We start from the raw sequence: 26840 nt of genomic DNA, 5'->3' as shown, positions 1-26840 counted from the left end.
ACTTAATAAAGATTTTATAACCCGTATTATGAGTTTAATAATATATTAGTGGGATTACATCTTTAGGTTTGGTTGTTTTAACAATTATCATTTTTATGCGGTTTTGTTATTTTTAACTGCCAAAAATTGAATAAAAAAACGCAACTTCTTGCTTATTTGTGCGTTTTTGTTGTAATTTTATCCGAGATAATCTAATTGTTTGTATTAACTAAGAAGAATTGCAATTAAATATGATAAAGAGCTCAATTCTGCTGTCAACAGCCTTATTATGTATGTCCATGATGTCTTGCAGCTTATGCCAGTCATCAAAATCCAGAAATGAAGAAAAAATAACTACTGTTGCAAAAGCAGAATCTGAAAAAATAGTTCCAGGTGCGGATCAATTAGCCGCTTACCTTCCTCAATTAAAAGGAAAGAAAGTCGGCCTTATGGGAAACCAGACTACAATAGTTGGAGAGGGCAAGCAACATTTGGTAGATGTTTTAGTAGCAGAAGGAGTAGATTTAAAGTTTGGTTTTGCTCCTGAGCATGGATTCAGAGGAACTATTGAGCGTGGTGAGAAAGTAGACAATGATAAGGACAGCAAAACTGGCCTGCCTTTATATACATTATATGGAGGAAATGAAAAACAAGACTCTATTGTTAATTCCATAGATGTCATGATTTTTGATCTACAAGATGTAGGTGCTCGTTTTTATACTTATATTACTTCATTGCACCGCGTAATGGAGTTATGTGCGAAGCATAATAAAGAACTAATCGTATTAGATCGTCCAAATCCATGTGGAGATCAGGTGGATGGACCAGTGCGCAAAGATGATAAATTCAAATCCAATGTTTCGTTCCATAAAATAGCTATGATTCACGGTTTGACTGTGGGAGAATTGGCACATATGATCAATGGTGAAAAGTGGTTAGAAAATGGTCGTCAATGTAAATTAACAGTTGTTCCGGTTCAAAATTGGGATCACAACAAGATGTACGAATTACCTATCGTGCCGTCTCCGTCACTACCTAATCATCTTTCCGTTCGTTTGTATTCTTCTTTATGTTTATTTGAAGGTACAGAGATTTCTGTCGGTCGTGGTACGGATTGGCCATTCCAAGTGGTAGGGTATGATAATCCTGTTTACGGTAAATTTACTTACAATCCAGGTGAAAAAGCTGGTATGGTGAAACATGTGGAAGGAAAAGGACAAACTATGTACGGTCTTGATTTAAGAGATTTGGATCCAAATAAGCAAAAATTCACACTAAAATATATCCTAGATTTTTATCAGAAAATGCCTGATAAAAGCCAATTCTTTACAAGAGCAGAATTCTTCGACAAATTGGCTGGTACCGATGAGTTGCGTAAGCAAATCATTGCTGGTAAGTCAGAGAAAGAAATTCGTGCTTCTTGGGCTAAGGATTTAAAAGAATACAAGCAAATGCGTAGACAGTATTTGTTGTACAAAGATTTTGAATAATCTATACTAGAAAAACATCTATCTCCAAAGGTCTATCTATTCACACACTAGATAGGTAGATCTTTATTTACTATGAAATTCGGTTTATTTAATTGCTATATATGAGAAACACACTACTATTCTCAATTGCATTAGGATTGACAGTTACCGCAGAAGCTACTACAGCTAAAGTTGCGAATGCTACAAATCTGCATGCAGCTACTGCCTATTTTAACGGTAGGTTAGTACAAAATACTGTACAAGGTACAGTATCGGATTCTAATGGTCCGATCGAGGGCGTTACAGTGTCGGTGGTAGGGGTTCCGGGATCCACTATTACAGATGCTGCAGGTAAATTTAAAATTAATGCGCCGCTAGGGTCAACATTGAGATTTTCGAGTATTGGGTATATTTCACAAGATGTGAAAGTATCATCGAACTCGATCAATGTGATTCTTCAGACAGAAGATACAGCATTAGAAGAGGTTGTTATTGTGGGTTACGGTTCTCAAAAACGTTCTAATGTGACAGGTGCTGTTACGACAGTTGATGTGTCAAAAACATTTGAAAATCGTCCTGTAGTTGACGCGGGTAGAGCTTTGCAAGGCGCGGTTGCAGGTTTGAATATCACTACTCCAAGTGGTGATTTAGGTGGTGATCCTACTATTCGTTTACGTGGCGTAAGTGGTTCGTTAGAATCTTCAGGTGGAGCATCTCCATTGATTTTGGTTGATGGTGTCGAGGTGCCTAGTCTGAACTTGATTAGCCCTAATGATATTGAATCCATGTCAGTTATCAAAGATGCTTCTGCAGCTATTTATGGTTCTAGAGCAGCGTATGGTGTGATCTTGATTAAAACTAAATCAGGTAAGCGTGGTGCAAAAACTACATTGAGTTATAACAACAACTTTGGTTTCCAAACGCCTACTACTACACCAGAAATTGCTTCAGGTTCAGCAGGTGCTAAGCTTGCTTTAGATACATATAGAAGATATTCTCCAGGAGCAACAGGTTTCGCCAACTTAGGTATTCGTTATGATGACTACGCTGTAGAAAAAATGGCGGAATGGGAAAAATTATATGGAGGCCAGGACTTGGGTTCTGAAATGGTATACGGAAGAGACTATGAAGTAAAAGATGGTTTCTTGTACTTCCACAGAACTTGGGATGCTGCGGATATGTTCATGAAAGATTGGACTCCTCAACAAACCCACAACTTGTCTGTTAACGGTGGTTCAGAGAAAACAAACTATAATATCGGTCTTGGTTATATGAATCAAGAAGGTGTACTTAAAGTTAATCCAGACGAACACTCTCGTTACAATTTAAATGTGGGTGTAAATACAGAGATCTCAAGCTGGTTGACTGGATACGTAAAAGCTTTATATTCTACTTCAGAGTATTCTAAACCTTTCGTATACAACAAAGCTGTTTATGATCCTTGGTTCTATTTGTATAGATGGCCTGCCAACTATCCTTATGGTACTATTGATGGAATTGGTATGCGTAATGCGATCAATGATGTAGAACAAGCATCCATGAACTCGTATAAAACTAATTTTGGTCGTTTTACCTTAGGTGGTACAGCAAAAATCATCGATGGATTGACGATTGAAGGAGATTATACTTACTCTAACAATACACGTAGAAACCACGAAACAGGTGGAAAAGTATATGGTTGGGATTTCTGGAATAAAACTACTTTCACTGAAGGATTTTATTCTGATGCTAATTATGACTATACACAATTCAGAAATATCTACGAAGATAGACACGTGGCGAATATGTTTGCAACTTGGTTGAAAAATTATGGCAACCATAATGTGAAAGTAATGGCTGGTGCTAATGCAGAATTGGTAGATACAGAATCACAAGCAGTTAAACGTATGAACTTATTAGACTACAATTATGGTCAGATAGGATTGGCAAACGGTACTACTACTGGTGAAAGTGCTGCTGGACATTGGTCTACATTAGGTTTCTTTGGTCGTGTTAACTACGATTATCAAGATAAATACTTAGTTGAATTACTAGGTCGTTATGACGGATCTTCTCGCTTTAGATCGGATAACCGTTGGGGCTTCTTCCCAGCTGCTTCAGTTGGTTATGTAGTATCTAAAGAAGATTATATGGACTGGTCAAAAAGCTTCCTTTCTTTCTTGAAAGTTAGAGGTTCTTGGGGTTCTGTTGGTAATCAAAACGTTGCTTCATCATTGTTTATTTCAACATTTAGCTCAGCAGCTTCGGATTGGTTAGTAGGAAATGAGATCCTAACAACATTGACAACACCTTCTGTAATTTCTCCATTCTTAACTTGGGAAACTGTTACTACAAAAGAAGTTGGTGTTGACGCTGCTTTCTTTAATAACAAATTCAACGTTACGTTTAATAAATACAGACGTACAGTATCAGATATGATTTCTCAAGGTATTTCATTGCCGTCTTCATTTGGTGCTGCAGCTCCTAAGAGAAATTATGGTGAGATGCAAACAAACGGTTGGGAATTGGAATTAGCTTATAACCACCAATTTAACAATGGTTTAAGCATGCGTTTATCGGGGCAATTATCTGATTTCAAAGAAACAATTACTAAATATGCAGGTGTAGCAACGGTGAACTCGGATGGTTCTTCTTCAAACTATGAAGGCAAAACTATCGGTGAAATCTGGGGTTACCAAACTGATCGTTTCTTCACAAATGATGACTTCGAGGTCGTAAATGGTAAAACAGTATTGAAGCCAGGTATTCCTAGCCAAAGCTACTACGAATCAAATACGTTCACTTATGGTCCTGGTGATGTGAAATTCAAGGATCTGAATGGTGACGGTGTGATTGGCGTAGGTGATGGTACAGTAGCTAATCCAGGTGACCGCAGAATTATCGGTAACTCAAGCCCTCGTTATTCATATGGTTTCAGAGCTGATTTTGGTTACAAAGGATTTGATTTAGGCTTATTCTTCCAAGGTGTTGCTAAACGTGATATTTGGGCAGGTGGTGACTTAGCTATTCCAGGCTGGAGATACGCGGATGCTTACTATGTACATCAATTAGATTATTGGACTCCAGAAAATCCTAATGCATATTATCCAGCACCAGCATATCAAGCGGAATCTAATACAAAATACAACTTCTTACCACAGTCTAAGTATTTATTAGATATGTCATACTTCCGTTTGAAAAATGTGACGTTAGGTTATAACATTCCACAAACGGTGTTAGATAGAGCAAAAATTCAAAAATTAAGAGTCTTCTTCTCAGGCGAAAACTTGTTTGAATTAGACAACTTAAACGTTCCTATTGACCCAGAAACTGACTATACAGCAGATGGTGCTAATGACAAAAACTCTTTTGGTCGTTCGTATCCTTACCGTCGTACATTGTCATTCGGTCTTCAGTTAACATTTTAATCCAAGCACGTAATGAAAAAAATTACATATTTAGCATTTGCAGCCTTATTATCATTGAGCTCATGTAGTAAGGAATTTTTAAAAGACGGTTTCTTGGACAAAGAACCTTTGGACCAACTTTCTGATCCAGAGTTCTGGTCTTCAGAAAATAATGTGCGTACATATACGTATGGTTTTTATGCCTCATATTTCAAAGGTTATGGTAAAAACAATACTTGGGGAAATTATTTCTCAGGACAATCTTTGAATGATGATTTCGCGCCACTAAAACCGTCAGAATTTACGTTGAATGTGCCTACAACTGGAGGAGGTTGGTCTGGTACACCAAGCAACAACCCTACTTCGGCTTCAACACCGTTTGGTCGTATTCGCAAAGCCAACCATTTTATTGCTTCTGTGCCTGTTGCTAATATGGCCGAAGAAGCTAAAAATCACTGGGTAGGTGTTGGTCGTTTCTTCAGAGGTTTGGAGTATGCAAACTTTGTGAACACTTTTGGTGATGTTCCTTACATTGACAAAGTTTTATCTGAAACAGATCCTGAATTATACCGCGCAAGAGATTCTCGCACGTTCGTGATGGACAAAGTATTGGAAGATTTTGAATTTGCGGCAGCTAATGTAAGAGCAAACGACGGTACAGCTAAATTGACTGTAAACCGTTATGTAGTCCTTGCATACATGTCTAGAGTTTTCTTATTTGAAGGTACTTGGCAAAAATACCACAACATTGATCAAGACCGTGCTAAGAAATATTTAGAAGCTTCTAAATGGGCGGCTGAAGAGATCATCAACTCTGGATTATTTAATGTTTCTGGGGATTACAGAGCTGTATTCTCTTCATTAGATTTATCGACAAATGCAGAGATCATCATGTTTAAGAAATATGAGGCGGGTTTGTTAACTCACGCGTTGATGTCAAACAACAACCGCGAGCCACAGTCTGGTATTTCTAAAGATGCTATCGAAAATTATTTAGCTGCGGATGGTCTTCCTATCGCTATCTCTGCTGTTTATCAAGGAGATAAAGGTATTGCTAATGTTGTAGCTAACCGTGATGGTCGTATGAAAGGTACTGTAGTTCCAGAATTGAGATTGCAAGGAATTCAATCGAACTATTCGTCATCAGGTTATTCGACTTTGAAATTCTTAAATGAGCAGTACAAAGATGATCAAATGGGTACATCGTATGTGAATACTACAGATGCACCGATTGTACGTTACGGCGAAGTGTTGGTTAACTATGCTGAGGCTAGTGCAGAACTAGGTCAGTTGACGCAGGAAGTGTTAGACAAATCAATCAACAAATTGAGAGCTCGTACAGGTGTTAATCTTCCTAAGTTGGAAGTAATTGGTAATCAACCTGCGGTTGCTGGCAAAGTATACGATGATCCAAATCGTGATCAATCTGTTTCTAGCTTAATCTGGGAAATCAGAAGAGAGCGTCGTTCAGAATTAATCTTCGAAGGTTTCCGTTTAGATGATTTGAGAAGATGGAAAAAATTAGAATATGCGGATACAGAGATTAACCCAGCTATCAATATGGGTGCATATGTAGACAAGTCTAAATATACAGCTGATCAGCTTAAAACGATTACGTTAAATGCAGAGGGATACATCATTCCATCTCCTGTAGCAGGACGTAAAGTAGCAGATAAATATTACTTGGAACCAATTCCTATGGATCAGATCGCATTATACAAAAACTATGGTGTAGAACTGAAACAAAATCCAGGATGGCAATAGGATAAAATTTTAATTCTCAAAAAGGGGCTTATAGAAATATAAGCACCTTTTTTTATGGAAGGATATAAGGATTTAAAATTTATAGTGAGTTGAAATTTAGATTTTGAAAAATTGTAACATTTTGCGTTTTTGTGCGTATTATAAATATTTGATTTAGGCGCAATAAATGCATATTTATTCATGTTGTAATAATTTTTAATAAATTTTCTTCTAAATGTTAGATAGATTAAAAATAAAAGTTTTATATTAGTTCATGTTTTTGCGTTTTTTATAATATTACACGTTATAAAACGCTAGATTACTGACGAATTACCATTATGATATGCGCGTATTCCTGCAAATGGAAATGTGTAAAATGCAAAAAAATGATTTTTTTCTCTTAATAAGGAGAGTTTTGAAAGCCTATTTTATGAAGATATTACAAATACGTATTGCGTTGCATTCTCGGTTAAAGAATGATATTGAAATGATTCATGGAGTCATTTTGAATGTTGCTATGCATTAAAGTGTCGCTATATCAATTATAGAAAATTATAAACCATCTAATCAATAAAACAATATGCTAAATATGAGAAAAAATCTACTATTCTCAATTGCATTAGGATTAACGATTCCAAGCTACTCGTTTGCTGAAAATGCAAATTTGGAAACCAATTTTAATGCGAAGAAAGCTTATTTCATTCGCGCTGATATTCAGAGCAGTATAGAAGGAGTTGTGTCTGATGATTCAGGTCCTCTTGCGGGAGTAACGGTACAAGTGGTTGAGACAGGACTTTCCACTGTCACTGATGCCAATGGTAAATATTCCATTAAAGCAACTGTAGGTTCTACGCTACGCTTCTCTAGTGTAGGATACTCTACTCAGGATGTAAAAGTAGTTAATGCAACCTTAAATGTTAAATTGGATTTTCTTGATAATTCGTTAGGTGAAGTAGTAGTAACTGCTTTGGGGATAGAAAGAAATAAGAAAAATTTAACCTATAGTGTGCAAACTGTGTCAGGCGATGATTTAAGAGCATCCAATCAAAGTAATATTTTGAATGGATTACAAGGACAAATTGCCGGTGCCCAAATCTCCTCTTCGGGTGGTTCGCCTGGTTTGCCTACTGAAATTATTTTGAGAGGGTCTTCCACCTTAACAGGAGATAATCAACCACTTATGATTGTGGATGGTATACGAGTAAACAATTCTTCCTCTGATGGTACTGTAAATAGAATCGCCGATATCAATCCTGAGGATATTCAAGATATTTCAATATTAAAAGGAGCAGCTGCAGCAGCACTTTATGGTATCGATGCGGCATCTGGTGCAATTGTCATTACCACTAAGAAAGGTAAAGCTGGCGTAATGCAAATTGGAGGTACTTATAAAGCTTTTGTTGAAACGATGGGTAGACTTCCTCGACAGCAGACAATTTATACTACGGGTACAGGTGGTACATATGATCAATCTTCCGGTTCTTCTTGGGGTCGCAAGTTTAGGTATGATGAGACAATTTATAATAATGTTCAACGTTTCTTCCAAACGGCTTTGACACACGATGCTAATCTTAATATAAATGGGGGGTCCGAAAACCTACAATATTATATGTCAGGAGGTTATCGAAAAGCAGGATCAATGGTTCCTAATACTTTTCAAGAGAAAATTAGCTTTTTGATGAAAGGTACAGCTAAATTAAGTGAGAAGATAAGCGTCACAGCGTCTGGAAATTATGTCAAGAATGATATCCAAGAAGGATTAGGAGGTGCAAGTGCAGGTGGTTGGATAAATAATATTTTAACGTATCCATTGAGATATGATATTTTGGAGTATCAAAAGCCCAATGGTGAACCTTTGTATTCTTATATAGAAAATGAGGATAATGGGAGAAATGCACGTATCTCTCCAATGTGGGGTGTCATGAGAAATCCACGCAATAACGATGTTGATAGATTTATTGTAAACGGAAGTATAGACTATAAAGCAACTGATTGGCTAAAATTAAATTATAGATTAGGTCAGGATTGGACATCTTCTAAATATAGAACGGTTGTAACTCCAGGGACTCCAGGAGACTATTATGAAGGTAGAGTAACAGAATCTAATAGTAATTCAAAATATCTTACCTCAACCTTTAATGCTACAGTACAGAAGAAATTTTTAGAGGACTTTGATTTGGCCTTAATCTTAGGTGCAAATAGTGATTATTATGAGGCTAGTGGTGTAAGATATGATGGAGAAGGTTTTTTAGTACCTGACATTTTTTCTCCTAACGTGATTGCTCGCGATGGTATTATTTTGTCTGAAAGCTTAACGCGTAGACAACGATATGCTGTTTATGGAGATTTGAGCGTTTCGTACAAAAACGTATTAACTTTAGGAATAACGGGTAGAAATGATTGGACCTCTACACTATCACCTCAGCATCAACAATTTTATTCTCCTTCTTACTCAGGAAGCTTTACATTTTCGGAGTTAGTGGATTCGGATAATTGGTTCGGAAAACTGAGAGTTAGTTATGCTAAGGTGGGTAAAGATGCTCCGATTTATAAAACAAATACTAATCTTAAGCAAGTCGCGACCGTTGGTGGCGGTTTCGTAGTAGATGCTACTGGAGGTAATCCAGATTTGCGTCCGGAGCGTACTTCAGAATTTGAGGTAGGAACCGAATTAGGTTTCTTCAAAAGAAGAGTGAATCTAGATTTGACTTACTATAAGCGTGAGAGTATAGATATGATTATGACTCCGCGGGTTCCATTACCTTCTGGATATGTAATCATGACTTTCAATGCGGGATCTTTATGGAACAAGGGGATTGAAGCATCATTAAATGTTATCCCTGTAAAAAATCAAGATATAACATGGAGTTCTACAATCAATGCGTGGAAAAATAGTTCCAAGATGGTTCAGTTTGCGGGAGATATTGTTCGATTCCCATACACCAACGCACAATTAAATGCAGGAAAGGCTGCTTCAGCACTGGATGAACCTGTGTTAGGAATTTCTGGTACAGATTATAAACGCACTGAAGAGGGATATGTAATTGTTGATGCAAATGGGTATCCTATCATTGATGCAACAGAAAAAACAATTGGTAATAGAGAGCCTGAGTTCAATATAGGTTGGTTAAATAAATTAAGTTACAAGGGCTTCGATCTATCATTTATGTGGGATTTTAGGTTTGGTGGAGATATCTTAAACGCATCTCGTCAACGCATGATGTCTGTGGGAACTGGATATGATGTGGGTCAATGGAGAGATAAAGAGTTTGTTTTTAACGGTGTAGTAGCACAAGAAGATGGAAGTTATGTTAAAAACGAGAAGCCGGTAGTATTGAACTACAGTTTCTTTGCCAATAACTATTATCAAGTAGGTACAAACTTCGTTGAAAAAGTCAATTGGGCTCGCGTAAGATATATCACTTTAGGATATACAATGTCAACGAAATTTACAAGTAAATTGGGTGTGAAGCGTTTAGGATTAGAATTTTCAGCACAAAATCCATTTGTGATTACCAATTACTCGGGAGGAGATCCTGAAGTAAATAGTGCAGGACCGAATGCCGGTGGTGCTGGTGGAGCAAGTACAATGGGTGTGGATAATGGAGCTATTCCTTTACCACGTGCTTTTTCTTTTGGTTTAAACATTGGATTATAATAATTATGAAAAGATATATATATACTTTATCCATTTTGGTTGGACTTTTTACTATTACTTCATGTAATAAGTTGGATTTGAATTACAATCCAGTTCAACCTGTAACCGTTCCTTCTAATCAAAGATTACCAGCGATACAAGCTAATTTGGCGTATTCATTATATTCTCAAGCAAGATTTGCTTCATATCATAGTTATTATGTAACTACTAGAACAGGTAATAGCAACGCGCAAACCGATACTTGGAATTATAATTCTATAACTCGCATGGGGGCTTGGAGATGGCATTATTTTGATGTAGGATCGAATATTGCAGGCCCTGCTGGTATGTTGTTACGTGCTACAGAGGATGGTGATAATAATTACATCGGCGTGGGCAAAATACTTTTAGCATTAAGTTATTTGTCGGCTACGGATGTATTTGGTGAAATGCCTTTTGATGAAGCATACAACGGTACATTCAATCCAAAGTACGATTCTCAAGAACATATTTATGTAGGCGTTGAAAATTTATTGAATGAGGGTATTGCAGAATTGAGAAATGTAAGTGCTGCAGCAAGAAGTATGAATTCATCCGTAGATTTGATTTACGGAGGAAATTATACAAAATGGATAGCACTAGCAGAAGGTGTTCGCGCTCGTATGAAATTGCATACAGCTAACTTTAAGAATAATTACCAAGAGGTCGTTAACGCGGCGAACACTGCATTGGCAAATTTTGATGATGCGCTTTTCAAATACCCTGCGAAAAGTGATCTGACTTATGAAAAAAATCTATGGGGTGAGAGTAGACCTAATCCAGAATGGCAATTTGCCGATATCAGAAATGATTTAGTGAATTCTTTGCCTACTGATGTATTTATGAAAGCGATGACTGTGAATGCTTCCACAAATACTTATGATCCTCGTCTTTATAAATTAACTACTCCAGGAGCTAATAACAAATATTTGGGTGCAAAAATGTCAGAAGGCTTAAGAGATGTGTCTTTACCTTCGGGGACTGTTTATCAAGATTTTGCAAACCTTTATAATGGGTATTGGACAGCTGATAGTTCTGCTTATCCTTATATGATTAAAGAAGAATTACTTTTTATAAAAGCTGAAGCCTTATACTACTTGAACGATAAGGAAGGCGCACTAAATGCTTACAAACAAGGGGTCGAGACGAATCTTAGAAGACTGCAAGTCGAAGAAGGACAGATTATTAATTTCTTAGGCTCCAATAAAATAGCCCAAAGTGCTGTTAATTTGACTATTGCTGATATAATGATGCAAAAATGGATAGCATTATATCTTCAAGCAGAAACCTGGGTAGATATAAGGAGATACGGTTATAGTAAAACTGCCTATCCTGATTTGTATTATCCACGATATGCACTAGCAGAATGGGGAGGAAGATATATTCAGCGATTTGTGTATGACCCTCAAACAGAATATGTGTACAATCCTAAAGAAATAGAGCGCTTGGGAGCAGGAGCACGTGATTGGGTATTTACTCCATTGTGGTGGGCTGAAAATTCTACATTAAAAAACTAAATAGGATAGAAAAATGAAAAATATAATAAAATATATATTGCTCGTTGTGTCTTCATGCGGATTTATCAGTTGTGAAAAGAATAACCCTATTACTGAGTTAGGAACAACAAATGGCGAGTTTTCTGCACAATTAAGTGTAAGCTATAATAATACAAGACCAGCTATTGGAGATACGGTTTATGTGACTGCCTCTACCTGGCAGAGAGACGATAAGTTTGATAAAGTAGTTTTTTATGAAACTGTATTTGAATCCTTTGGAATAGAATTGAAACTTGAAAAAGGAACAGTTATTAATACCAAAGATGAAGTACTGAATAATAATACATATTCTACGTTGATCCTGTCAGATACTATTAAAAGCAAAGCGGTCTGGAATACAGTCGAAGCTAAGGATTTGGATAATTATTGGGTTACTTCTTCTAATAATTATGTGATTAGAACACCTTATAAGGTGGAAAGGTTAGATGGTAAATATCCGAGCGACAACGCCCTATTGACGAGTTTGTCGGCTACAGATTTTGCAGTACTTAAAAGTCTATTAGCCTATAATATTACAAAGGATGACTATTTATTATTGTTTCCAGAGGCACCTAGTACTCATTTCACTAATGGAGGCACTTACATGCTGTCATCCTCAGGAATGAATAACTTAAAAACTAGTTTAACAAGTCAAAAACTTTTGGAGATTACTAAATCTGTTATTAAAAAAGGTTCATATAATGTGACGATTGATGTTGAGTCAATTACTCCTACGGGCGCAGTAACTGCTTCTACACCACGTACATTTGAAAACACAATCTAAAGATTATGAGAATATTTAGAATATTATATCTGCTAATGGCTATATGTTATTTAGCAGGATGTGCTAAAAATGAAATTATAGGAATCGGCCAACAGGGAGAATACCTATCTAACTTTGATTTTCCTACTACTAAAGTATTTGCACCTGGTAAAGTTGGTATTACTAACCGTTCTAAGAATGCGGATAAATTTCAATGGGAATTTAACGGAGCCAAGCGTATAACGTCTCAAGGAGATACGGTTGAATATCTTCAATCTGATAAAATGGTTCCAGATTCAGCATTCTATGAATTGCCTGGAGAATATGAAGTTAAATTAATTACTTGGCAAGGAAATAATAAATTAGAAACGGTTAAGAAAATCGTTATCGAAAAACAGCAACCAAGCATTATTGTGCCTGAAAATATTGGGGTTTTTACCGAGGTCGAATTCTCTGCTCAAGTGTTTAAATATCCAAATCTGGCAGTTACCTACAGTTGGGATTTCGGTAATGGTGAGACTTCTTCTTTAGAAAAACCTAAAGTAATATTTACTACAGAAGGTCCTCAAATAGTTAAATTGACCATTAATGATGGACAGGAAACTTTATCTACAGAAGTCACTGTCCTTGTACAGGGAGAGTTAGCGAAAACCATTTATTTTACTGATGCTTATACTCGAAGAATTTATAAATACAAACTTACTACTCAATCTCAAAGTGAAGTAGAATGGATAGGCGTAAGTACAGGTTATAATGCTTTTGGTCTGACAGTAAAAGGTAATAAATTGTATATGTCAGAAGCTGGACTAGGTACTCGTTTTTCATCTGGTGTTGCTGCTGTGGCAGATGGGGTAATCAAATCTTATAATCTTGATGGAACGGGCGAAAATATTATTACTAAACCTGTGCCATCGGCAACGGTAGATTATAGAGATGATCCATGGATGAATACAGTAGATAAGTATGGAAATATCTGGTGGACATGTCGTAACTGGGGTGTGAGAGTATTAAATGCTTCTTCTTCTGAAGCTGCATATCCAGGAATTAAATTCAATATTAATGCGACTATAGCTGGAGAAGGTATTTCAACTTATTTTGCTTCTGATATTAAAGAGGTTGGTAATGAAATATGGGTGTCTTATGCGGGTACTACCGGAAAGGGAATTTATAAATACGGTTACGATGGTAATTATATAGGTAAATTTACTACAGATATTCAAGCCCATGCTATTAGAACATTCGCTGTCGATCAGATAAATGGTCATATTTACTTTGCGACTAACAGAGCTGATGCGGGTAGGTCTATCGGAGTTTATAGGGCTAATATAGACGGCTCCAATATAGTTGCTGTGGATAATAACTGGACAATGAATATCGGTTCTGGTGGGTTCAGCGATCAAGGAGCAGCAGGTGAATATGTTTATATCACCAATATGGATATCGATGTGGATGAAAATGGAAACGGTTATTTGTACTACGGATACCGTCATCATACGGACATAAATGGAAGTGGTAACCCTCCAACATTAGGCCCATCTGCTGCGAATTCAGGTATTAAAGCATATAATTTAAATGGCTCAGAAGCTTCAAAATTCATTTTTAAAGGTTATGCACCTTATGGTTTAGCTATTGATCAAGTTAAAAGATAAATTCGTTGCTTTCTTTAAGAAATTAAAGAAAGCAACATTCTTCAAAAAAGTTATTTATGAAAAAATTAATCATATTATGTATAGCTTCGCTATCAATATTATCTTCATGTCAAAAGGAAGTGATATGGGTTCCTGATGGCTATGGGGCATCGACTGTTGAAAAACCGTCAGGAGAATATATGGCAGATAAATCATTTAAGCGCATATCATATATTTATCACAATACTAATCTTGCTAACTTGGATTCAGCTAAACTTAAATATGTAACTCATTTACATTTTGCGTTTTTAAATCCAAAAGAAGATGGTACATTACAAACTTTAACCAATCATGCTAATTTTGAAGCTTTAAATAAATTGGCTAAAGATAATAATGTCAAAACTGCTATATCAATTCAGGGTAATGAGTTGATGTTTAGAACAATAGCTGCAAATGAGCAAACGAGAAAGAAATTAGTAAAGAGTCTAGTTGATTTCGCTGTACGATATAATTTGGATGGTATTGACTTAGACTGGGAATACCCTAGAGCAAATTATGGATCAGACGTTACTTTTGAAGTTTTTGTACAGGAGCTTTCATCGGAATTACATTCTTGGCATAAATACTTAAGTATGGCCGTAACTGCAGGATTGTATGCAGGCCCAGTGAAAGATGGAATTACAGCAGGAGCAATTGAGGCAGTAGACTTTGTCAATTTAATGGCTTATGATGGAATTGGGACGGACACAGCCGAACCTAATCATCACTCTAGTTATGGAATGGCAAATCGGGTTATTGATATATGGTTAAATGATAAACTTGTGCCCAAAGAAAAAATAATATTGGGAGTGCCTTTATATGGTAAAAATGCGGATAATACATCTATGACATACACAGCTTTGCTCGCGGCAGGAGCTAACCCAAATTTGGATGTCTTTTCCGTATCCGGTGTGAATTATTATTATAATGGACTAGCAACAATTAAGCAAAAAACAGAATTAGCAAAATCTAAAGGTAATGGCGTAATGTTTTGGGAATATAGCCAAGATGCTAAAGGAGAAAATAGCTTGTTAAAAGCATCTTTTGATGCTAGTAGGTAATTTTTTGGTATTCATAAATTTTGTTTGGTGGTATAGCTTATATATTTAGGTTATACCACTATAAATAAAATAACTTATAGTTTTTCAAAAAGCTATCTTTGCGTACCCTTAAAAAATACTTATGAATAGATCATTATTAGCACTTACGTTTAGTTTTTGTCTATCGACAATTTTTGCACAAACTCCTTTCAAATTTGCACAGATCACAGATACGCATGTTGGCGGACAGACTGGTGAAGAGGATTTACGACGAACAGTAGAAGATTTGAATCGTCAAAAAGATATCGATTTTGTTATTCTTTCTGGAGACGCGACAGAATTCGGCGCGGACGAAGAATTAAAATTAGTAAAGAAAATCTTAGATGATTTGAAACTTCCATTGTATGTGATTCCTGGTAATCACGATAGCAATTGGTCAGAGAGTGGAGCAAATTCGTTCCGAAAAGTTTTTGGTGGAGAAACTTTCTTCTTTGAGCACAAAGGCTATCAATTTGTAGGTACTACTTCTGGTCCCAATATGCGTATGAGTCCAGGTCAGATTCCACGTGAAAATATTGTGTGGTTGGATTCTGTATTCACCGCTAACCCAAATAAGGATACGCCTTTGATTTCCATTAATCATTATCCACTAGATTCTTCCTTGAATAATTGGTATGAACTCGTGGATAGATTACAAGGACGCAATATTCAATTTGCTTTGTGTGGTCACGGTCACATCAACAAATTGTACAATTGGGATGATATTCCGGGTGTGATGGGAAGGTCTAATTTGCGTGCTAAAGCAGAAGTAGGAGGTTATAATATTATTACTATTGCCAAAGATTCTGTTTTCTTCCATGAACGTAATCCTGGTGTTGGAACACAAAATTCTTGGTTAAAATTACCTTTGCAAAAATTAAAATTTGCGAATAATTATAAGCGACCTGATTTCTCAGTGAATAGCCATACCAAAGCAAAAGTAGCTTGGGAATATGTTAATAATGGCGATTTGGGTGCAGGATTTAGTTCTGACGGAAAGTTAGCTTTCACTGCGAATACTATAGGAGAGCTTTTTGCGTTAGACTTAAAGTCTGGAAAGAGGAAATGGGTTTTCCAAACAGGAGGAAAAATCTATTCTACTCCAGATTATGCCAGTGGAATGGTGGTGGTGGGTTCTACCGATAATTCTATCTATGCAGTAAATAGCCAAACAGGTAAACAAGTGTGGAAAGTACAAGCGAACAAAGCAGTGCTAGGATCTCCAAATATCTATAAAGGAAAAGTTTATATCGGAGCATCTGATGGGGTTTTTAGATGTATTGATTTAAAATCTGGCAAAGTGGTTTGGACTTTTGATCAGGTGAAAAACTTTGTATCTACCTTACCAACCATTGCCGATGGAAAAGTAATCTTCGGCTCGTGGGGTAATGGTTTTTATGCTTTGGATGTAAATACTGGAAAGTTGGTTTGGGAATGGAATAATGGTCATGTAAACAGAATGTTTTCTGCTGCAGCATGTTATCCAGTAGTAGCCAATAATAGAGTATTTGTGGTGGCGCCAGATCGTTTTATGACTGCTTTGGATTTAAAAACAGGTAAAGTAATCTGGAGAGAGAAAAAAGATCAATACCGTGTGCGTGAATCGATGGGCTTGTCATTCGACAAAAAATATGTTTACGCTAAGACGATGGATGGGGAATTAATAGGCGTACCAGTTACAGCCGATCATATGGACGTAAGTTGGAAATCAAAGTTGAAATTACCTTATGAACTGACACCTTCGGCAATTTACAGCAATAAAGACTTAGTCATAGTACCTAATAATTCAGGTTTAGTTTCAGCTATTAATCCAAAAAATGGTGAGGTTGTATGGCAGTATAAAATCTCGAATGCAATGGTGAACCCTACTTTGGTGACCAAAAACTTTGTGATTGCAAGTACTATGGATGGAAAAATTGTGAAATTAACGTACTAACCTTGATATAAGGACCAAACATCGTTCTTTATTTTAGAAGAGAAAAAATCGGCAAAGGTGTTAAAGCAATTGGCCAAAAATGGAAATTACATTGGGACAGCATTCTGATAAGCATCTTTTATATGCTCATTGGGAAAATTAAGACAGTTTTTTTATTGTTACAAAGAAGGAGTTTTGTGAGATAGGAAAAACAATACGATTAATCGGCAAAAGCTTGCTATACCTATTAATAGTATATTTATAACTCTTTATGAATGGTACAATAAAAAAATTGTAGATTCGGCGCAAGAAATAGGTTTGTGAAGTATACGATTTTTACCTCAGGTTTGCGTAATCCTGCAGATTATAATTATCCTGAGATGGCTACCTGATTATATGTCGGTAGTTAATATTATCACATAAAGGGGGTATGAACAAGAAAAGGAATTAAATGGATATAGCATTCTAATCCATTTGACTGCAGATCCAGGACGTACGGATAAATTATATTATAGACTAGTGGAAATCATAGCGAATTTGCAGTCAAAAAAATATATTTTCGTAATGGTTGAAAATTTATAGTTGCGTTTTTTTGCGTGTTTTGTAAAAAAGTTGCATATTTACGATATTAAAGAATTATTTAAAGATTTCGTTTTAGATGGTTATTACAACAGAGAAAGATTCCAATTATCAGGATTTAGATAAAATGTCTGTCCTAGAATTACTTACAAATATTAATAACGAAGATAAGACTGTTCCTCTTGCGGTAGAACGTGCTATTCCTCAAATCGAGGCATTAGTAAAAGTTGCGGTAGAAGGCATGAAAAAAGGTGGTCGTATTTTCTATATCGGTGCGGGTACGAGCGGTAGGCTAGGTATTTTGGATGCTTCTGAATGTCCTCCAACATATGGTGTTCCTTTTGATTGGGTGATTGGTCTAATTGCAGGTGGCGATACAGCTATTCGCAAAGCAGTAGAGTTTGCTGAAGATGATTTGGAGCAAGCCTGGAAAGATTTGGATGAATATGTAATAACAGAAAATGATATTATTATTGGTATTGCTGCATCTGGAACTACACCGTACGTAATCGGAGGTTTGCAAGAAGCCAATTCAAGAGGTATCGCTACAGGATGTGTAGTATGTAATGGAGGTTCTCCAATTGCTGAAATCGCAAAGTATCCAGTAGAAGTAATCGTGGGTCCTGAGTTTGTTACAGGTTCTACTCGTATGAAATCAGGTACTGCACAAAAATTAGTATTGAATATGATCAGTACTTCTGTGATGATCCAATTGGGTCGCGTGAAAGGCAATAAAATGGTAGACATGCAATTGTCTAATCACAAGTTAGTAGGTCGTGGTGTGCGTATGGTCATGGCGGAAACTGGAGCGGAAGAAGCCTTAGCAACGGAATTATTAGAAAAATTCGGAAATGTACGTCAGGCAATTGAAGCATTCTATAAAAAACAATACTAAACTTTAACGACTATATATGTCACCTATAATATTATTATCCTTTTTAGTCATCTATTTCGGGGTATTGCTTGCGGTTTCGTACTTTACATCCAAAGGATCGGCTGATAACTCTACATTCTTTGTGGCTAACCGTAATTCCAAATGGTATATGGTTGCCTTCGGGATGATTGGCACGGCGCTTTCTGGAGTGACTTTTATTTCCGTTCCGGGAGCTGTTGGAGCTTCGAATTTTAGTTATTTCCAATTCGTATTAGGTAATGCAGTAGGATTTGTCATCATTGCTTACGTGTTATTACCTTTATACTACCGAATGAATTTGACTTCTATTTATACTTATTTAGAAGAAAGATTTGGTTTCTTAACATACAAAACTGGTGCTGCTATTTTCTTGGTTTCTAGAACAATTGGTTCTGCATTCCGTCTATACTTAGTAGCTATTGTTTTACAACATTTTATCTTTGATGCTTGGAATGTTCCTTTCGCAGTTACAGTTGCAATATGTTTGGTATTAATATGGTTATATACAAACAAAGGCGGTCTTAAAACGATTATCATTACAGATACGTTGCAAACGACTTTTCTTGTTACAGCTGTTATTTTGTCTATCTATTTTATGGCAAGAGGATTAGACTTTAGTATCATTGATACGTTTGAAGCGGTAAAAGAAAGTAGTTATTCTAAAATTTTCTTTTGGGAAGATTTCGTAGGTAGTAAAGCAAACTTCTGGAAACAATTCTTGGGAGGTATGTTTGTTACTATTGCAATGACAGGTCTTGACCAAGATTTGATGCAGAAAAATCTTTCTATGGGTACCATCAAGGAGGCTCAAAAGAACATGATTACGTTTACTTCTGTATTTGTGGTTATCAATATTTTCTTTTTGGCTGTAGGTGCGCTTTTGTACATTTATGCAGAGAAAAATGGAATTGATATCGCTTCTTTAGCCACTCGTGATTATTTATATCCTGAAATAGCATTGAATCACTTGTCCATTGTTCCGGCTATCATCTTTATGATGGGATTGACAGCGGCAACCTTTGCTACTACCGATTCAGCTTTGACGGCATTGACAACTTCTTTCTGTGTAGATTTCTTGAATTTCAATAAAAAAGAGAATCCAAATGATCCTGCGTTAGTGCGCCAACGTAATTATGTACACTTTGGTTTCTCGGTCTTAATGTTGCTGGTAATTTTGGTTTTCAAATTAATAAACGATGATTCAGTGGTGAATGCGATCTTCACTGCCGCTAGTTATACTTATGGACCATTGTTAGGCTTATTTGTATTCGGAATGTTTACAAAAAGAGCAGTTAATGACAAATTGGTGCCTTATATCGCGATACTTGCGCCTTTGATTTTATTTTTATTGAATACGTACATTATTCCTGTGTATACAAACTATGTAATTGGTCTGGATTTAATTATCCATAATGCCATTATTACATTTATATTATTGCTGATTACTTCTCCAGGAAAGGCATCTGAGAAAGCACTTTCTCACTAAATAATTGCGCTTAAGTGATTTGTGTGTGCAAAAAATTAACACTAAGTTTGAGTATTAGTTTTTTGTGCACATGTATCATTTAATAGACGACACGGTTTCTTTTATTCGCCAACGTATTGGCGATTTCACTCCCGAATTTGGTATTATTTTAGGTACAGGCTTAGGAAAGCTAGTCAATGAAATTGAGGTGTATCATCAATTGATGTATTCTAATATTCCTAATTTTCCGATTTCCACAGTGGAATTCCATACAGGCAAATTGATATTTGGGATTTTGAATGGTCGTAAGGTCGTGGCTATGCAAGGAAGATTGCATTACTACGAAGGATACAATATGCAAGAAATAACTTTTCCTGTACGAGTCATGCGAGACTTGGGTATTCAGAAACTATTCGTTTCAAACGCATCTGGTTCATTGAATCCGGCAATCAAAAAAGGTGATATCGGTATTATCGACGATCACATTAATTTGCTGCCAGATAATCCATTGCGCGGTTTTAATGATGAAAATTACGGTTCTCGCTTTCCTGATATGAGCGCTCCTTATGATAAAAAGATGCAAGTACAGGGTTTAGAGATTGCAATGAGACTGGGTGTTAATGCGCATCGAGTAGTCTACGTGTCCACACCTGGTCCTAATCTGGAAACACGTGCCGAATACCGTTATATGCGACTAATTGGGGGAGATATCGTGGGAATGAGTACAGTGCCTGAAGTAATCGTAGCCAATCACATGGGCTTACCTGTGTTTGCCATTTCTGTTATTACGGACGAAGGTTTTCATGAGGACCTGCAGCCTGTTTCTCTCACTGAGGTAGTTAAAATAGCCGCAGGAGTAGAGCCAAAAATGACACAGGTGTTAAAAGAGTTAATTGCACTACAATAACATCATAATTTCTTTATTTTTGCGAAATATATTCCAGTAATAGATGAGTAGTAATTTTTTGCGTAGCCTCTTAAGTATAGTATTCTTCTTGTCACTAACTTTTGCCGTCCAAGCACAGGTCAATGATGAATTTAGTTCGGCATTAGATTCTGCCCGAGCAAAAGAAGATAATAAGAAAGATTCTGTTGTGTTTTCAGCAAAATATGTACGTTACGCTACATTGAATATGTTGAAATATGCTACCTATACCCAACAAATAGATACTACACACTACAATTTTCAATATTATAATAAACAGAACCTTCCTTGGAATCCAAGTATAAATCTCGGCTCGTACGGGTTGGCAACACGAGATTTACTTTTTCAGCCCAGTAAGAAGATTGGTTTTCAGCCTGGTTTTCATGCTTTAGAACGTTATCTATTGACTTCCGATTCTGTACAGTATTACCGTGCAAGAGCGCGTTATTCGGAATTGTATGCTGTAGGATTCTTTTTTGCAGATCAAGTGTTCAAAGCAAAACTTACCCAAAATATAAATCCAAACTGGAATATAGGTGTAGATTATCATGCGACTAATACGGATGGATATTTTTATAATCAAGATTACAACGACAGGAAAGGTTCAGTGAATACTTGGTATGAGTCACCAAGCAAACGTTATAATATGATTGCTAATATGACTTTCAATAAATTGGACGCTCCTGAAAATGGGTCTGTATTAAATGATACCGTATTTAGAGATCCTAAAGTAAGTTCTTGGTATTCGGTAGGTACTCGCTTGCGTGGTCAACGCCAGACTCGACCTTATAATAAGTGGAATGATAATAGCTTTTTCCTGCGCCAATCCTATTATATAGGTCGATTGGATACGGTTAATAAAGATCAGCCCGAAATGGAAATTCATCCTACTAACGCTATTGCGCACAATACTCATATTCGTCAACAACGATTTGTGTTTTATAAAAATGAGGATGATACATACAGTGCTTTTCCATTTGGAAATTTTAAAGAAGTGCACGATACCACTAAGGTAACTACGATTTCAAATGAATTTACCTATGCATTTTATTTACGTCCTAAATCAGTTTTGAAAAATGAGGCTAAATTAAATCTAGGTTTTCAAAACGATTTGATTTGGTATGCAGATAGTATTTCCACAGATTTTTATCAAAATTCCTCTGTAAAGGGAGATTTGAGTTATAAATTTTCTGATCGCATTAATTTTAATTTGGGTGTGAATCAAATCGTAGTGGGGCACAATTTTGGTGATTATTTGTATGAGGCGAAAGCTGATATTTTGATAGGTGAAAAGGTGGGGAAGATTTCATTAGGAGCTTATTCCCAAAATAAATCTCCCGAAATGGTATTCAACCGTATGAATTATACCTATCATCAATGGAACAATAATTTAGATAAAACCAAAACACAGAATTTATCTTTCATGTACAGCAACCCTAAATTAGGATTTAAGGGACGTGTAGAATACTTCTTAATTAACAATTACACCTATTTCAAGGAGGTAGATAATCCTAATGATGATGGCAGACTGGATAAGGTGATTGAAGCCGCTCAATATGGTAATTTGAATTTTATAAAAGCTACTGTGGAGCAAAATTTCAAGTTTGGAAAGTTCCATTTGGATAACCGTGTAGTCTATCAAAAGTCAGATGCCATGAATATCATTGCTACTCCGGAATTATATACTTGGCATAGTTTCTACTATGATGCTAGATGGTTTGATGTGTTGAATTTACGTATAGGTACGGATGTCCGTTTCAATACGCCATTCGTAACTCCTTCTTACTCGATCAACACAGGACAGTTTTATAATACGAATACAAGCTTAGAATTTTCTACATATCCTATAGTTGATTTTTGGGCAACAATGAATATTAAGCGTGTAAATTTATTTATCAGTAATAATTTTACCAATCAATATTTGTATCCAAAAGGATATTATACAGTTCGTCGTTATCCTATGAATCCAGCAAACTTTAGATTTGGTGCTTCTTGGAAATTTTATGACTAAAATTTATCTATCTTTTTATTAGGAAATTACACTTTAAGACAGTAAAAAAGTTGCAAAAACATTTTGAAACTTAAAAATTAGGGCTATATTTGCACACGCAATCAGGATAAGGTTGCTCGTTCTGAAAAAGAATAAAAAAATGTTTGGAGGCTTAGCTCAGCTGGTTCAGAGCATCTGCCTTACAAGCAGAGGGTCACTGGTTCGAATCCAGTAGCCTCCACCAAACATTCTACGGAGAATTAGCTCAGCTGGTTCAGAGCATCTGCCTTACAAGCAGAGGGTCACTGGTTCGAATCCAGTATTCTCCACCAATCATTCTAGGAGGCTTAGCTCAGCTGGTTCAGAGCATCTGCCTTACAAGCAGAGGGTCACTGGTTCGAATCCAGTAGCCTCCACATCACAAATGAAAAGCATCAAGAAATTGGTGCTTTTTTTTATGGCCAATTTATGAAATGTTTACCGTCTATATCTTGTATTCAAATTTATTGGATAGCTACTATGTAGATGAGCTGTTTGGGATAAAGTGAAAATTGTTTGTTCTAATTTTTTTGGAATTAAAATCTCAAAATCTCCTCAATTTGCTCATCAATAAACTTTAGTGTAATAGGGTCTACAAAGCATCCAGATGGATCTAGTTCATTTTGAATGTGTGGAACATGTATCTTTAATGGAAGTACATGCATGCGGACATAATTGCATACGCCTGTAAAATGGTCGACGCCACGAATATTTCCATATTTTCCAGTAGAAACACCCACTAAGGCCGCTTTTTTATTAGCGAAAGAAGAAGGATATGCACAAGCATCAATAAATATTTTTAATACACCAGGATAGCTTCCATTGTACTCTGGGATGATGAAAATGAATTTTTGCGCTGCGGAAACTTTAGCTTGTATAGCAGAAAAGGCTTCAGATCGTTTTCCGTACAAATCAGTGAATAAAATATCATGTGGTAAATCCTCCAAGGAGAATATTTCCCATTGCTCGCTTTTGCGGTTTAATTCTGCTTTGTAGTAGTTAGCTACTTTTAAAGAGTTACTACCCAGCCTATTTGTACCCGATATAATTAAATTCATTGTGATGTTGCAACTTATCGTAATCGATGCGCGATTTGTCTAATCGTATGTCAATTTTTTGTATCTTAGCATCCTGAGTAATAGTATCAGGAGTTCTCAAAAATAGTAAATTTAACATCATTTAAGTATTTAGTACATGCGGTAAATGTTAATTTTATGCGAGAACTACAATTGATAACACAAAATTGTAAAGGTTCGGTATCTCATGGGAAAAATAATTGCAATAGCAAATCAAAAGGGCGGTGTAGGGAAAACAACAACATCAATCAACTTAGCCGCAAGTTTGGCAGTTTTAGAATATAAAACTTTGTTGGTGGATGCAGATCCACAAGCAAACTCTACTTCGGGTATTGGTTTTGATCCTCGTGGTATAAAAGCGAGTGTGTACGAGTGTTTGGTGAATGATTTGAACCCGCGTGATGCTATCAAAGCTACCGATACACCTCATTTGGACTTATTGCCAGCACATATTGATTTGGTAGGGGCGGAGATTGAGATGATCAATTTGAATGAGCGTGAGTACAAAATGAAAAAAATGTTGGATGAGATAAAAGATGATTATGACTTCATTATAATCGATTGTTCACCATCATTGGGTTTAATTACCATTAATGCTTTAACAGCTTCGGATTCCGTAATCATTCCGGTACAATGTGAGTATTTCGCCTTAGAAGGTTTGGGTAAATTATTGAATACGATTAAAATCGTTCAAAATAGATTAAATACGAATTTAGAGATTGAAGGTATCTTGTTGACGATGTATGATGTGCGTCTACGTTTGTCAAATCAAGTAGTTGAAGAAGTTCGTACGCACTTTACTGATCTGGTATTCGAAACAATTATCCAACGTAATACACGTCTAAGTGAAGCTCCAAGTTTTGGTATTTCGGTAATTATGCACGATGCTTCATGTAAAGGTGCAATTAACTATTTGAATTTAGCTCGTGAGATTTTACAAAAGAACGGATTGGTAGAACATAATAAAGAAGAAAAAGCAATCGTATAATGGCAGCATTACAACGTAAAACAGGATTAGGAAAAGGACTTGGTGCGCTATTGCAGGATGATTTGAAAGTATCTCCTAGTACTACCAAAGGCGAGATTGGTGACACAGCAGCACCTTCGGCAGGCAGTATTAATTTTATTAAAATAGAACAAATTGCTGTCAACCCATTTCAACCGCGTACAGATTTTGATGAAGCTGCTTTGAAAGAGCTTTCCGAATCTATCGTGTTGCAAGGCTTGATTCAGCCGATTACAGTAAGACAGGTTAGTAAAAATCAATACCAACTCATCTCAGGTGAGCGTCGTTTACGCGCATCTATTTTAGCAGGAATAACAGAAATTCCAGCTTACGTACGTACTGCTAATGACCAACAGATGTTGGAAATGGCATTGATTGAAAATATTCAACGTGAAAATTTAAATGCTATCGAGGTAGCTTTGAGTTTTCAACGCATGATAGAGGAGTGTAATTTAAAGCAAGAGGAATTGGGAGACCGTGTTTCTAAAAACCGTTCTACAGTGACTAATTACTTACGCCTATTGAAATTACCACCAGTGATACAAGCAGGTATTCGTGATGGTGTAATATCAATGGGGCACGCACGTGCTTTGATTAATGTAGGTGATATTGACAAACAGCTTTTTGTATATCAGGAGATTATTGATAAAGATCTTTCTGTACGTATGGCCGAAATCTTAGTCCGTAATATTCAAGAGCAACTTAAGCCTAAAAAGGGTAAAGGGGTAGGAAAGCAATTGGATTTTCAATATCAAAAAATTGAAGATGATTTAGCCTCGAAATTTTCGACGCGTGTACGTTTGAATTTGAAAAATTCTCGTGGAAAAGGAGCTATTGAAATTCCTTTTGAGTCGGAAGATGATTTGAGCCGTATTTTAGAATTGTTAGATTGGTAATGCCGAAATATTTAGTCTTAATTTTCTTTTTACTGTGCACTTTTAGAGGCTATTCGCAAGTTGATTCAACTAAGAAAGTCGCTTTAGATACCACTGCAAATGCATTGGATAGTGTAAAAGCTGTTCAGGATACAGTCAAAAAGAAAGAAACTCGTGAGGAGCGGAAAGCAAGGGAAAGGGCGGAGAAAGAACGCGAGAAATATTATTATAAAGATATCTTAAAAGATTCCACACGTCTAGCAATAGAACAGTTGTCTACTGTAGCATGGAAAAGATCTTTACTTGCACCAGGCTGGGGGCAGATCACAAACGGGGGTAAATATGTTTGGATTAAATTGCCAATTATTTATGGTGGCCTTTTGACAGGATATTTAACTTTTGATTTTTGGAACTGGCATTATCAAAAATTTGTAAAGGAAGCAGCCTACCGAATTGATAATAATGGAGCTACAGGAGATCCAGATTTGGAAGGATATCAGAGTTTGGATGGTTTGATTCGAGCAAAAGATAACTATCGTCGCTATCGTGATATGACTATTTTGGTCACTGCTGGATGGTGGGGATTAAATGTATTGGAGGCATATGTTGATTCTATGTTGCGTTTCCGCTACAATATAGGAGATGATTTGGGATTCAAGATTACTCCAACCTTATTACCAACATCTGCTTTGGCATATAATATGAACTTTGGCCGTCAATTTACCCCTGGGGTGAAGTTGACGTTTAATTTTAAATAGAT

The 26840-nt window shown here is 36.3% G+C and carries 17 protein-coding genes and 3 tRNA genes; 19 read left to right on the top strand and 1 reads right to left on the bottom strand.

Features of this window, described 5'->3' with window-relative positions; genetic code table 11:
* The first annotated feature begins 230 nt into the window (after window positions 1-230).
* The 16 genes from G5B32_RS04180 to G5B32_RS04105 all read left to right on the top strand — a co-directional run bounded on the left by G5B32_RS04180 (window position 231) and on the right by G5B32_RS04105 (window position 23500).
* Complete coding sequence (locus G5B32_RS04180; protein WP_240898989.1) at window positions 231-1469, top strand: exo-beta-N-acetylmuramidase NamZ domain-containing protein; 1239 nt, start codon at window positions 231-233, stop codon at window positions 1467-1469.
* A 101-nt stretch (window positions 1470-1570) separates the two neighbouring features.
* Window positions 1571-4855 carry a SusC/RagA family TonB-linked outer membrane protein gene (locus G5B32_RS04175; RefSeq protein ID WP_165290309.1) on the top strand — a complete coding sequence of 1095 codons (3285 nt, stop codon included), beginning with the start codon at window positions 1571-1573 and terminating at the stop codon, window positions 4853-4855.
* 12 nt (window positions 4856-4867) lie between these two features.
* A complete protein-coding gene (locus G5B32_RS04170) occupies window positions 4868-6598 on the top strand; it encodes a RagB/SusD family nutrient uptake outer membrane protein (RefSeq protein ID WP_165290308.1) in 1731 nt (576 codons plus the stop codon).
* A 568-nt stretch (window positions 6599-7166) separates the two neighbouring features.
* Window positions 7167-10235 (top strand): SusC/RagA family TonB-linked outer membrane protein, encoded by a 3069-nt coding sequence (locus G5B32_RS04165; protein WP_165290307.1) that lies wholly within the window; start codon window positions 7167-7169, stop codon window positions 10233-10235.
* A 5-nt stretch (window positions 10236-10240) separates the two neighbouring features.
* A complete protein-coding gene (locus G5B32_RS04160) occupies window positions 10241-11770 on the top strand; it encodes a SusD/RagB family nutrient-binding outer membrane lipoprotein (RefSeq protein ID WP_165290306.1) in 1530 nt (509 codons plus the stop codon).
* Window positions 11771-11783: 13 nt separating this feature from the next.
* Entirely contained in the window at window positions 11784-12572 is a 789-nt protein-coding gene (locus tag G5B32_RS04155) for a hypothetical protein (RefSeq protein WP_165290305.1), read from the top strand.
* 5 nt (window positions 12573-12577) lie between these two features.
* On the top strand, window positions 12578-14200 hold the full coding sequence (locus G5B32_RS04150) for a PKD domain-containing protein (RefSeq protein WP_165290304.1): 1623 nt from the start codon (window positions 12578-12580) through the stop codon (window positions 14198-14200).
* Between the two features lie 56 nt (window positions 14201-14256).
* Window positions 14257-15279, top strand: a complete 1023-nt coding sequence (locus tag G5B32_RS04145; RefSeq protein ID WP_165290303.1) for a glycosyl hydrolase family 18 protein — start codon at window positions 14257-14259, stop codon at window positions 15277-15279.
* Window positions 15280-15400: 121 nt separating this feature from the next.
* On the top strand, window positions 15401-17233 hold the full coding sequence (locus tag G5B32_RS04140; protein ID WP_165290302.1) for a PQQ-binding-like beta-propeller repeat protein: 1833 nt from the start codon (window positions 15401-15403) through the stop codon (window positions 17231-17233).
* Window positions 17234-17870: 637 nt separating this feature from the next.
* Window positions 17871-18686 (top strand): N-acetylmuramic acid 6-phosphate etherase, encoded by an 816-nt coding sequence (murQ, locus tag G5B32_RS04135; RefSeq protein WP_165290301.1) that lies wholly within the window; start codon window positions 17871-17873, stop codon window positions 18684-18686.
* A gap of 16 nt (window positions 18687-18702) precedes the next feature.
* Complete coding sequence (locus tag G5B32_RS04130; protein WP_165290300.1) at window positions 18703-20190, top strand: sodium:solute symporter; 1488 nt, start codon at window positions 18703-18705, stop codon at window positions 20188-20190.
* Window positions 20191-20260: 70 nt separating this feature from the next.
* A complete protein-coding gene (locus tag G5B32_RS04125; protein ID WP_165290299.1) occupies window positions 20261-21076 on the top strand; it encodes a purine-nucleoside phosphorylase in 816 nt (271 codons plus the stop codon).
* Window positions 21077-21119: 43 nt separating this feature from the next.
* Window positions 21120-23105 (top strand): putative porin, encoded by a 1986-nt coding sequence (locus G5B32_RS04120; protein WP_165290298.1) that lies wholly within the window; start codon window positions 21120-21122, stop codon window positions 23103-23105.
* A 145-nt stretch (window positions 23106-23250) separates the two neighbouring features.
* A tRNA-Val gene (locus G5B32_RS04115) sits at window positions 23251-23328 on the top strand.
* Between the two features lie 10 nt (window positions 23329-23338).
* Window positions 23339-23416, top strand: a tRNA-Val gene (locus tag G5B32_RS04110).
* A gap of 9 nt (window positions 23417-23425) precedes the next feature.
* Window positions 23426-23500 (top strand) — tRNA-Val (locus G5B32_RS04105).
* A gap of 159 nt (window positions 23501-23659) precedes the next feature.
* Here the strand turns inward: G5B32_RS04105 and G5B32_RS04100 are convergent.
* Window positions 23660-24181, bottom strand: a complete 522-nt coding sequence (locus G5B32_RS04100) for an NADPH-dependent FMN reductase (protein ID WP_165290297.1) — start codon at window positions 24179-24181, stop codon at window positions 23660-23662.
* A gap of 205 nt (window positions 24182-24386) precedes the next feature.
* On the opposite strand from G5B32_RS04100, the gene G5B32_RS04095 reads away from it, so the two are divergent.
* Genes G5B32_RS04095 through G5B32_RS04085 form a run of 3 tightly spaced genes read left to right on the top strand, consistent with a single transcriptional unit; the run spans window position 24387 to window position 26838 of the window.
* On the top strand, window positions 24387-25187 hold the full coding sequence (locus tag G5B32_RS04095; protein ID WP_165290296.1) for a ParA family protein: 801 nt from the start codon (window positions 24387-24389) through the stop codon (window positions 25185-25187).
* Window positions 25187-26101, top strand: coding sequence for a ParB/RepB/Spo0J family partition protein (locus G5B32_RS04090; RefSeq protein ID WP_165290295.1), 915 nt, complete (start codon window positions 25187-25189; stop codon window positions 26099-26101). The genes G5B32_RS04095 and G5B32_RS04090 overlap by 1 nt, the downstream gene beginning before the upstream one ends.
* Window positions 26101-26838, top strand: coding sequence for a DUF5683 domain-containing protein (locus G5B32_RS04085; RefSeq protein WP_165290294.1), 738 nt, complete (start codon window positions 26101-26103; stop codon window positions 26836-26838). Before G5B32_RS04090 ends, G5B32_RS04085 begins: the two co-directional genes overlap by 1 nt.
* Window positions 26839-26840: the final 2 nt, after the last annotated feature.

The organism is Sphingobacterium sp. SGL-16 (genome assembly GCF_011043515.1).
GTDB lineage: Bacteria > Bacteroidota > Bacteroidia > Sphingobacteriales > Sphingobacteriaceae > Sphingobacterium > Sphingobacterium litopenaei.
Note: the sequence above shows the minus strand (reverse complement) of the source record. Positions and strands in the feature narration are given on the sequence as shown.

Bases quoted from the DNA above. Each gene is read 5' to 3' on its own strand.
- G5B32_RS04095 (WP_165290296.1), top strand. From the start codon at position 24,387: ATGGGAAAAATAATTGCAATAGCAAATCAAAAGGGCGGTGTAGGGAAA.
- G5B32_RS04155 (WP_165290305.1), top strand. From the start codon at position 11,784: ATGAAAAATATAATAAAATATATATTGCTCGTTGTGTCTTCATGCGGA.
- G5B32_RS04170 (WP_165290308.1), top strand. From the start codon at position 4,868: ATGAAAAAAATTACATATTTAGCATTTGCAGCCTTATTATCATTGAGC.
- G5B32_RS04130 (WP_165290300.1), top strand. From the start codon at position 18,703: ATGTCACCTATAATATTATTATCCTTTTTAGTCATCTATTTCGGGGTA.
- G5B32_RS04090 (WP_165290295.1), top strand. From the start codon at position 25,187: ATGGCAGCATTACAACGTAAAACAGGATTAGGAAAAGGACTTGGTGCG.
- G5B32_RS04150 (WP_165290304.1), top strand. From the start codon at position 12,578: ATGAGAATATTTAGAATATTATATCTGCTAATGGCTATATGTTATTTA.
- G5B32_RS04120 (WP_165290298.1), top strand. From the start codon at position 21,120: ATGAGTAGTAATTTTTTGCGTAGCCTCTTAAGTATAGTATTCTTCTTG.
- G5B32_RS04145 (WP_165290303.1), top strand. From the start codon at position 14,257: ATGAAAAAATTAATCATATTATGTATAGCTTCGCTATCAATATTATCT.
- G5B32_RS04125 (WP_165290299.1), top strand. From the start codon at position 20,261: ATGTATCATTTAATAGACGACACGGTTTCTTTTATTCGCCAACGTATT.
- G5B32_RS04140 (WP_165290302.1), top strand. From the start codon at position 15,401: ATGAATAGATCATTATTAGCACTTACGTTTAGTTTTTGTCTATCGACA.
- G5B32_RS04160 (WP_165290306.1), top strand. From the start codon at position 10,241: ATGAAAAGATATATATATACTTTATCCATTTTGGTTGGACTTTTTACT.
- G5B32_RS04165 (WP_165290307.1), top strand. From the start codon at position 7,167: ATGAGAAAAAATCTACTATTCTCAATTGCATTAGGATTAACGATTCCA.
- murQ (WP_165290301.1), top strand. From the start codon at position 17,871: ATGGTTATTACAACAGAGAAAGATTCCAATTATCAGGATTTAGATAAA.
- G5B32_RS04085 (WP_165290294.1), top strand. From the start codon at position 26,101: ATGCCGAAATATTTAGTCTTAATTTTCTTTTTACTGTGCACTTTTAGA.
- G5B32_RS04100 (WP_165290297.1), bottom strand. From the start codon at position 24,181: ATGAATTTAATTATATCGGGTACAAATAGGCTGGGTAGTAACTCTTTA.
- G5B32_RS04175 (WP_165290309.1), top strand. From the start codon at position 1,571: ATGAGAAACACACTACTATTCTCAATTGCATTAGGATTGACAGTTACC.
- G5B32_RS04180 (WP_240898989.1), top strand. From the start codon at position 231: ATGATAAAGAGCTCAATTCTGCTGTCAACAGCCTTATTATGTATGTCC.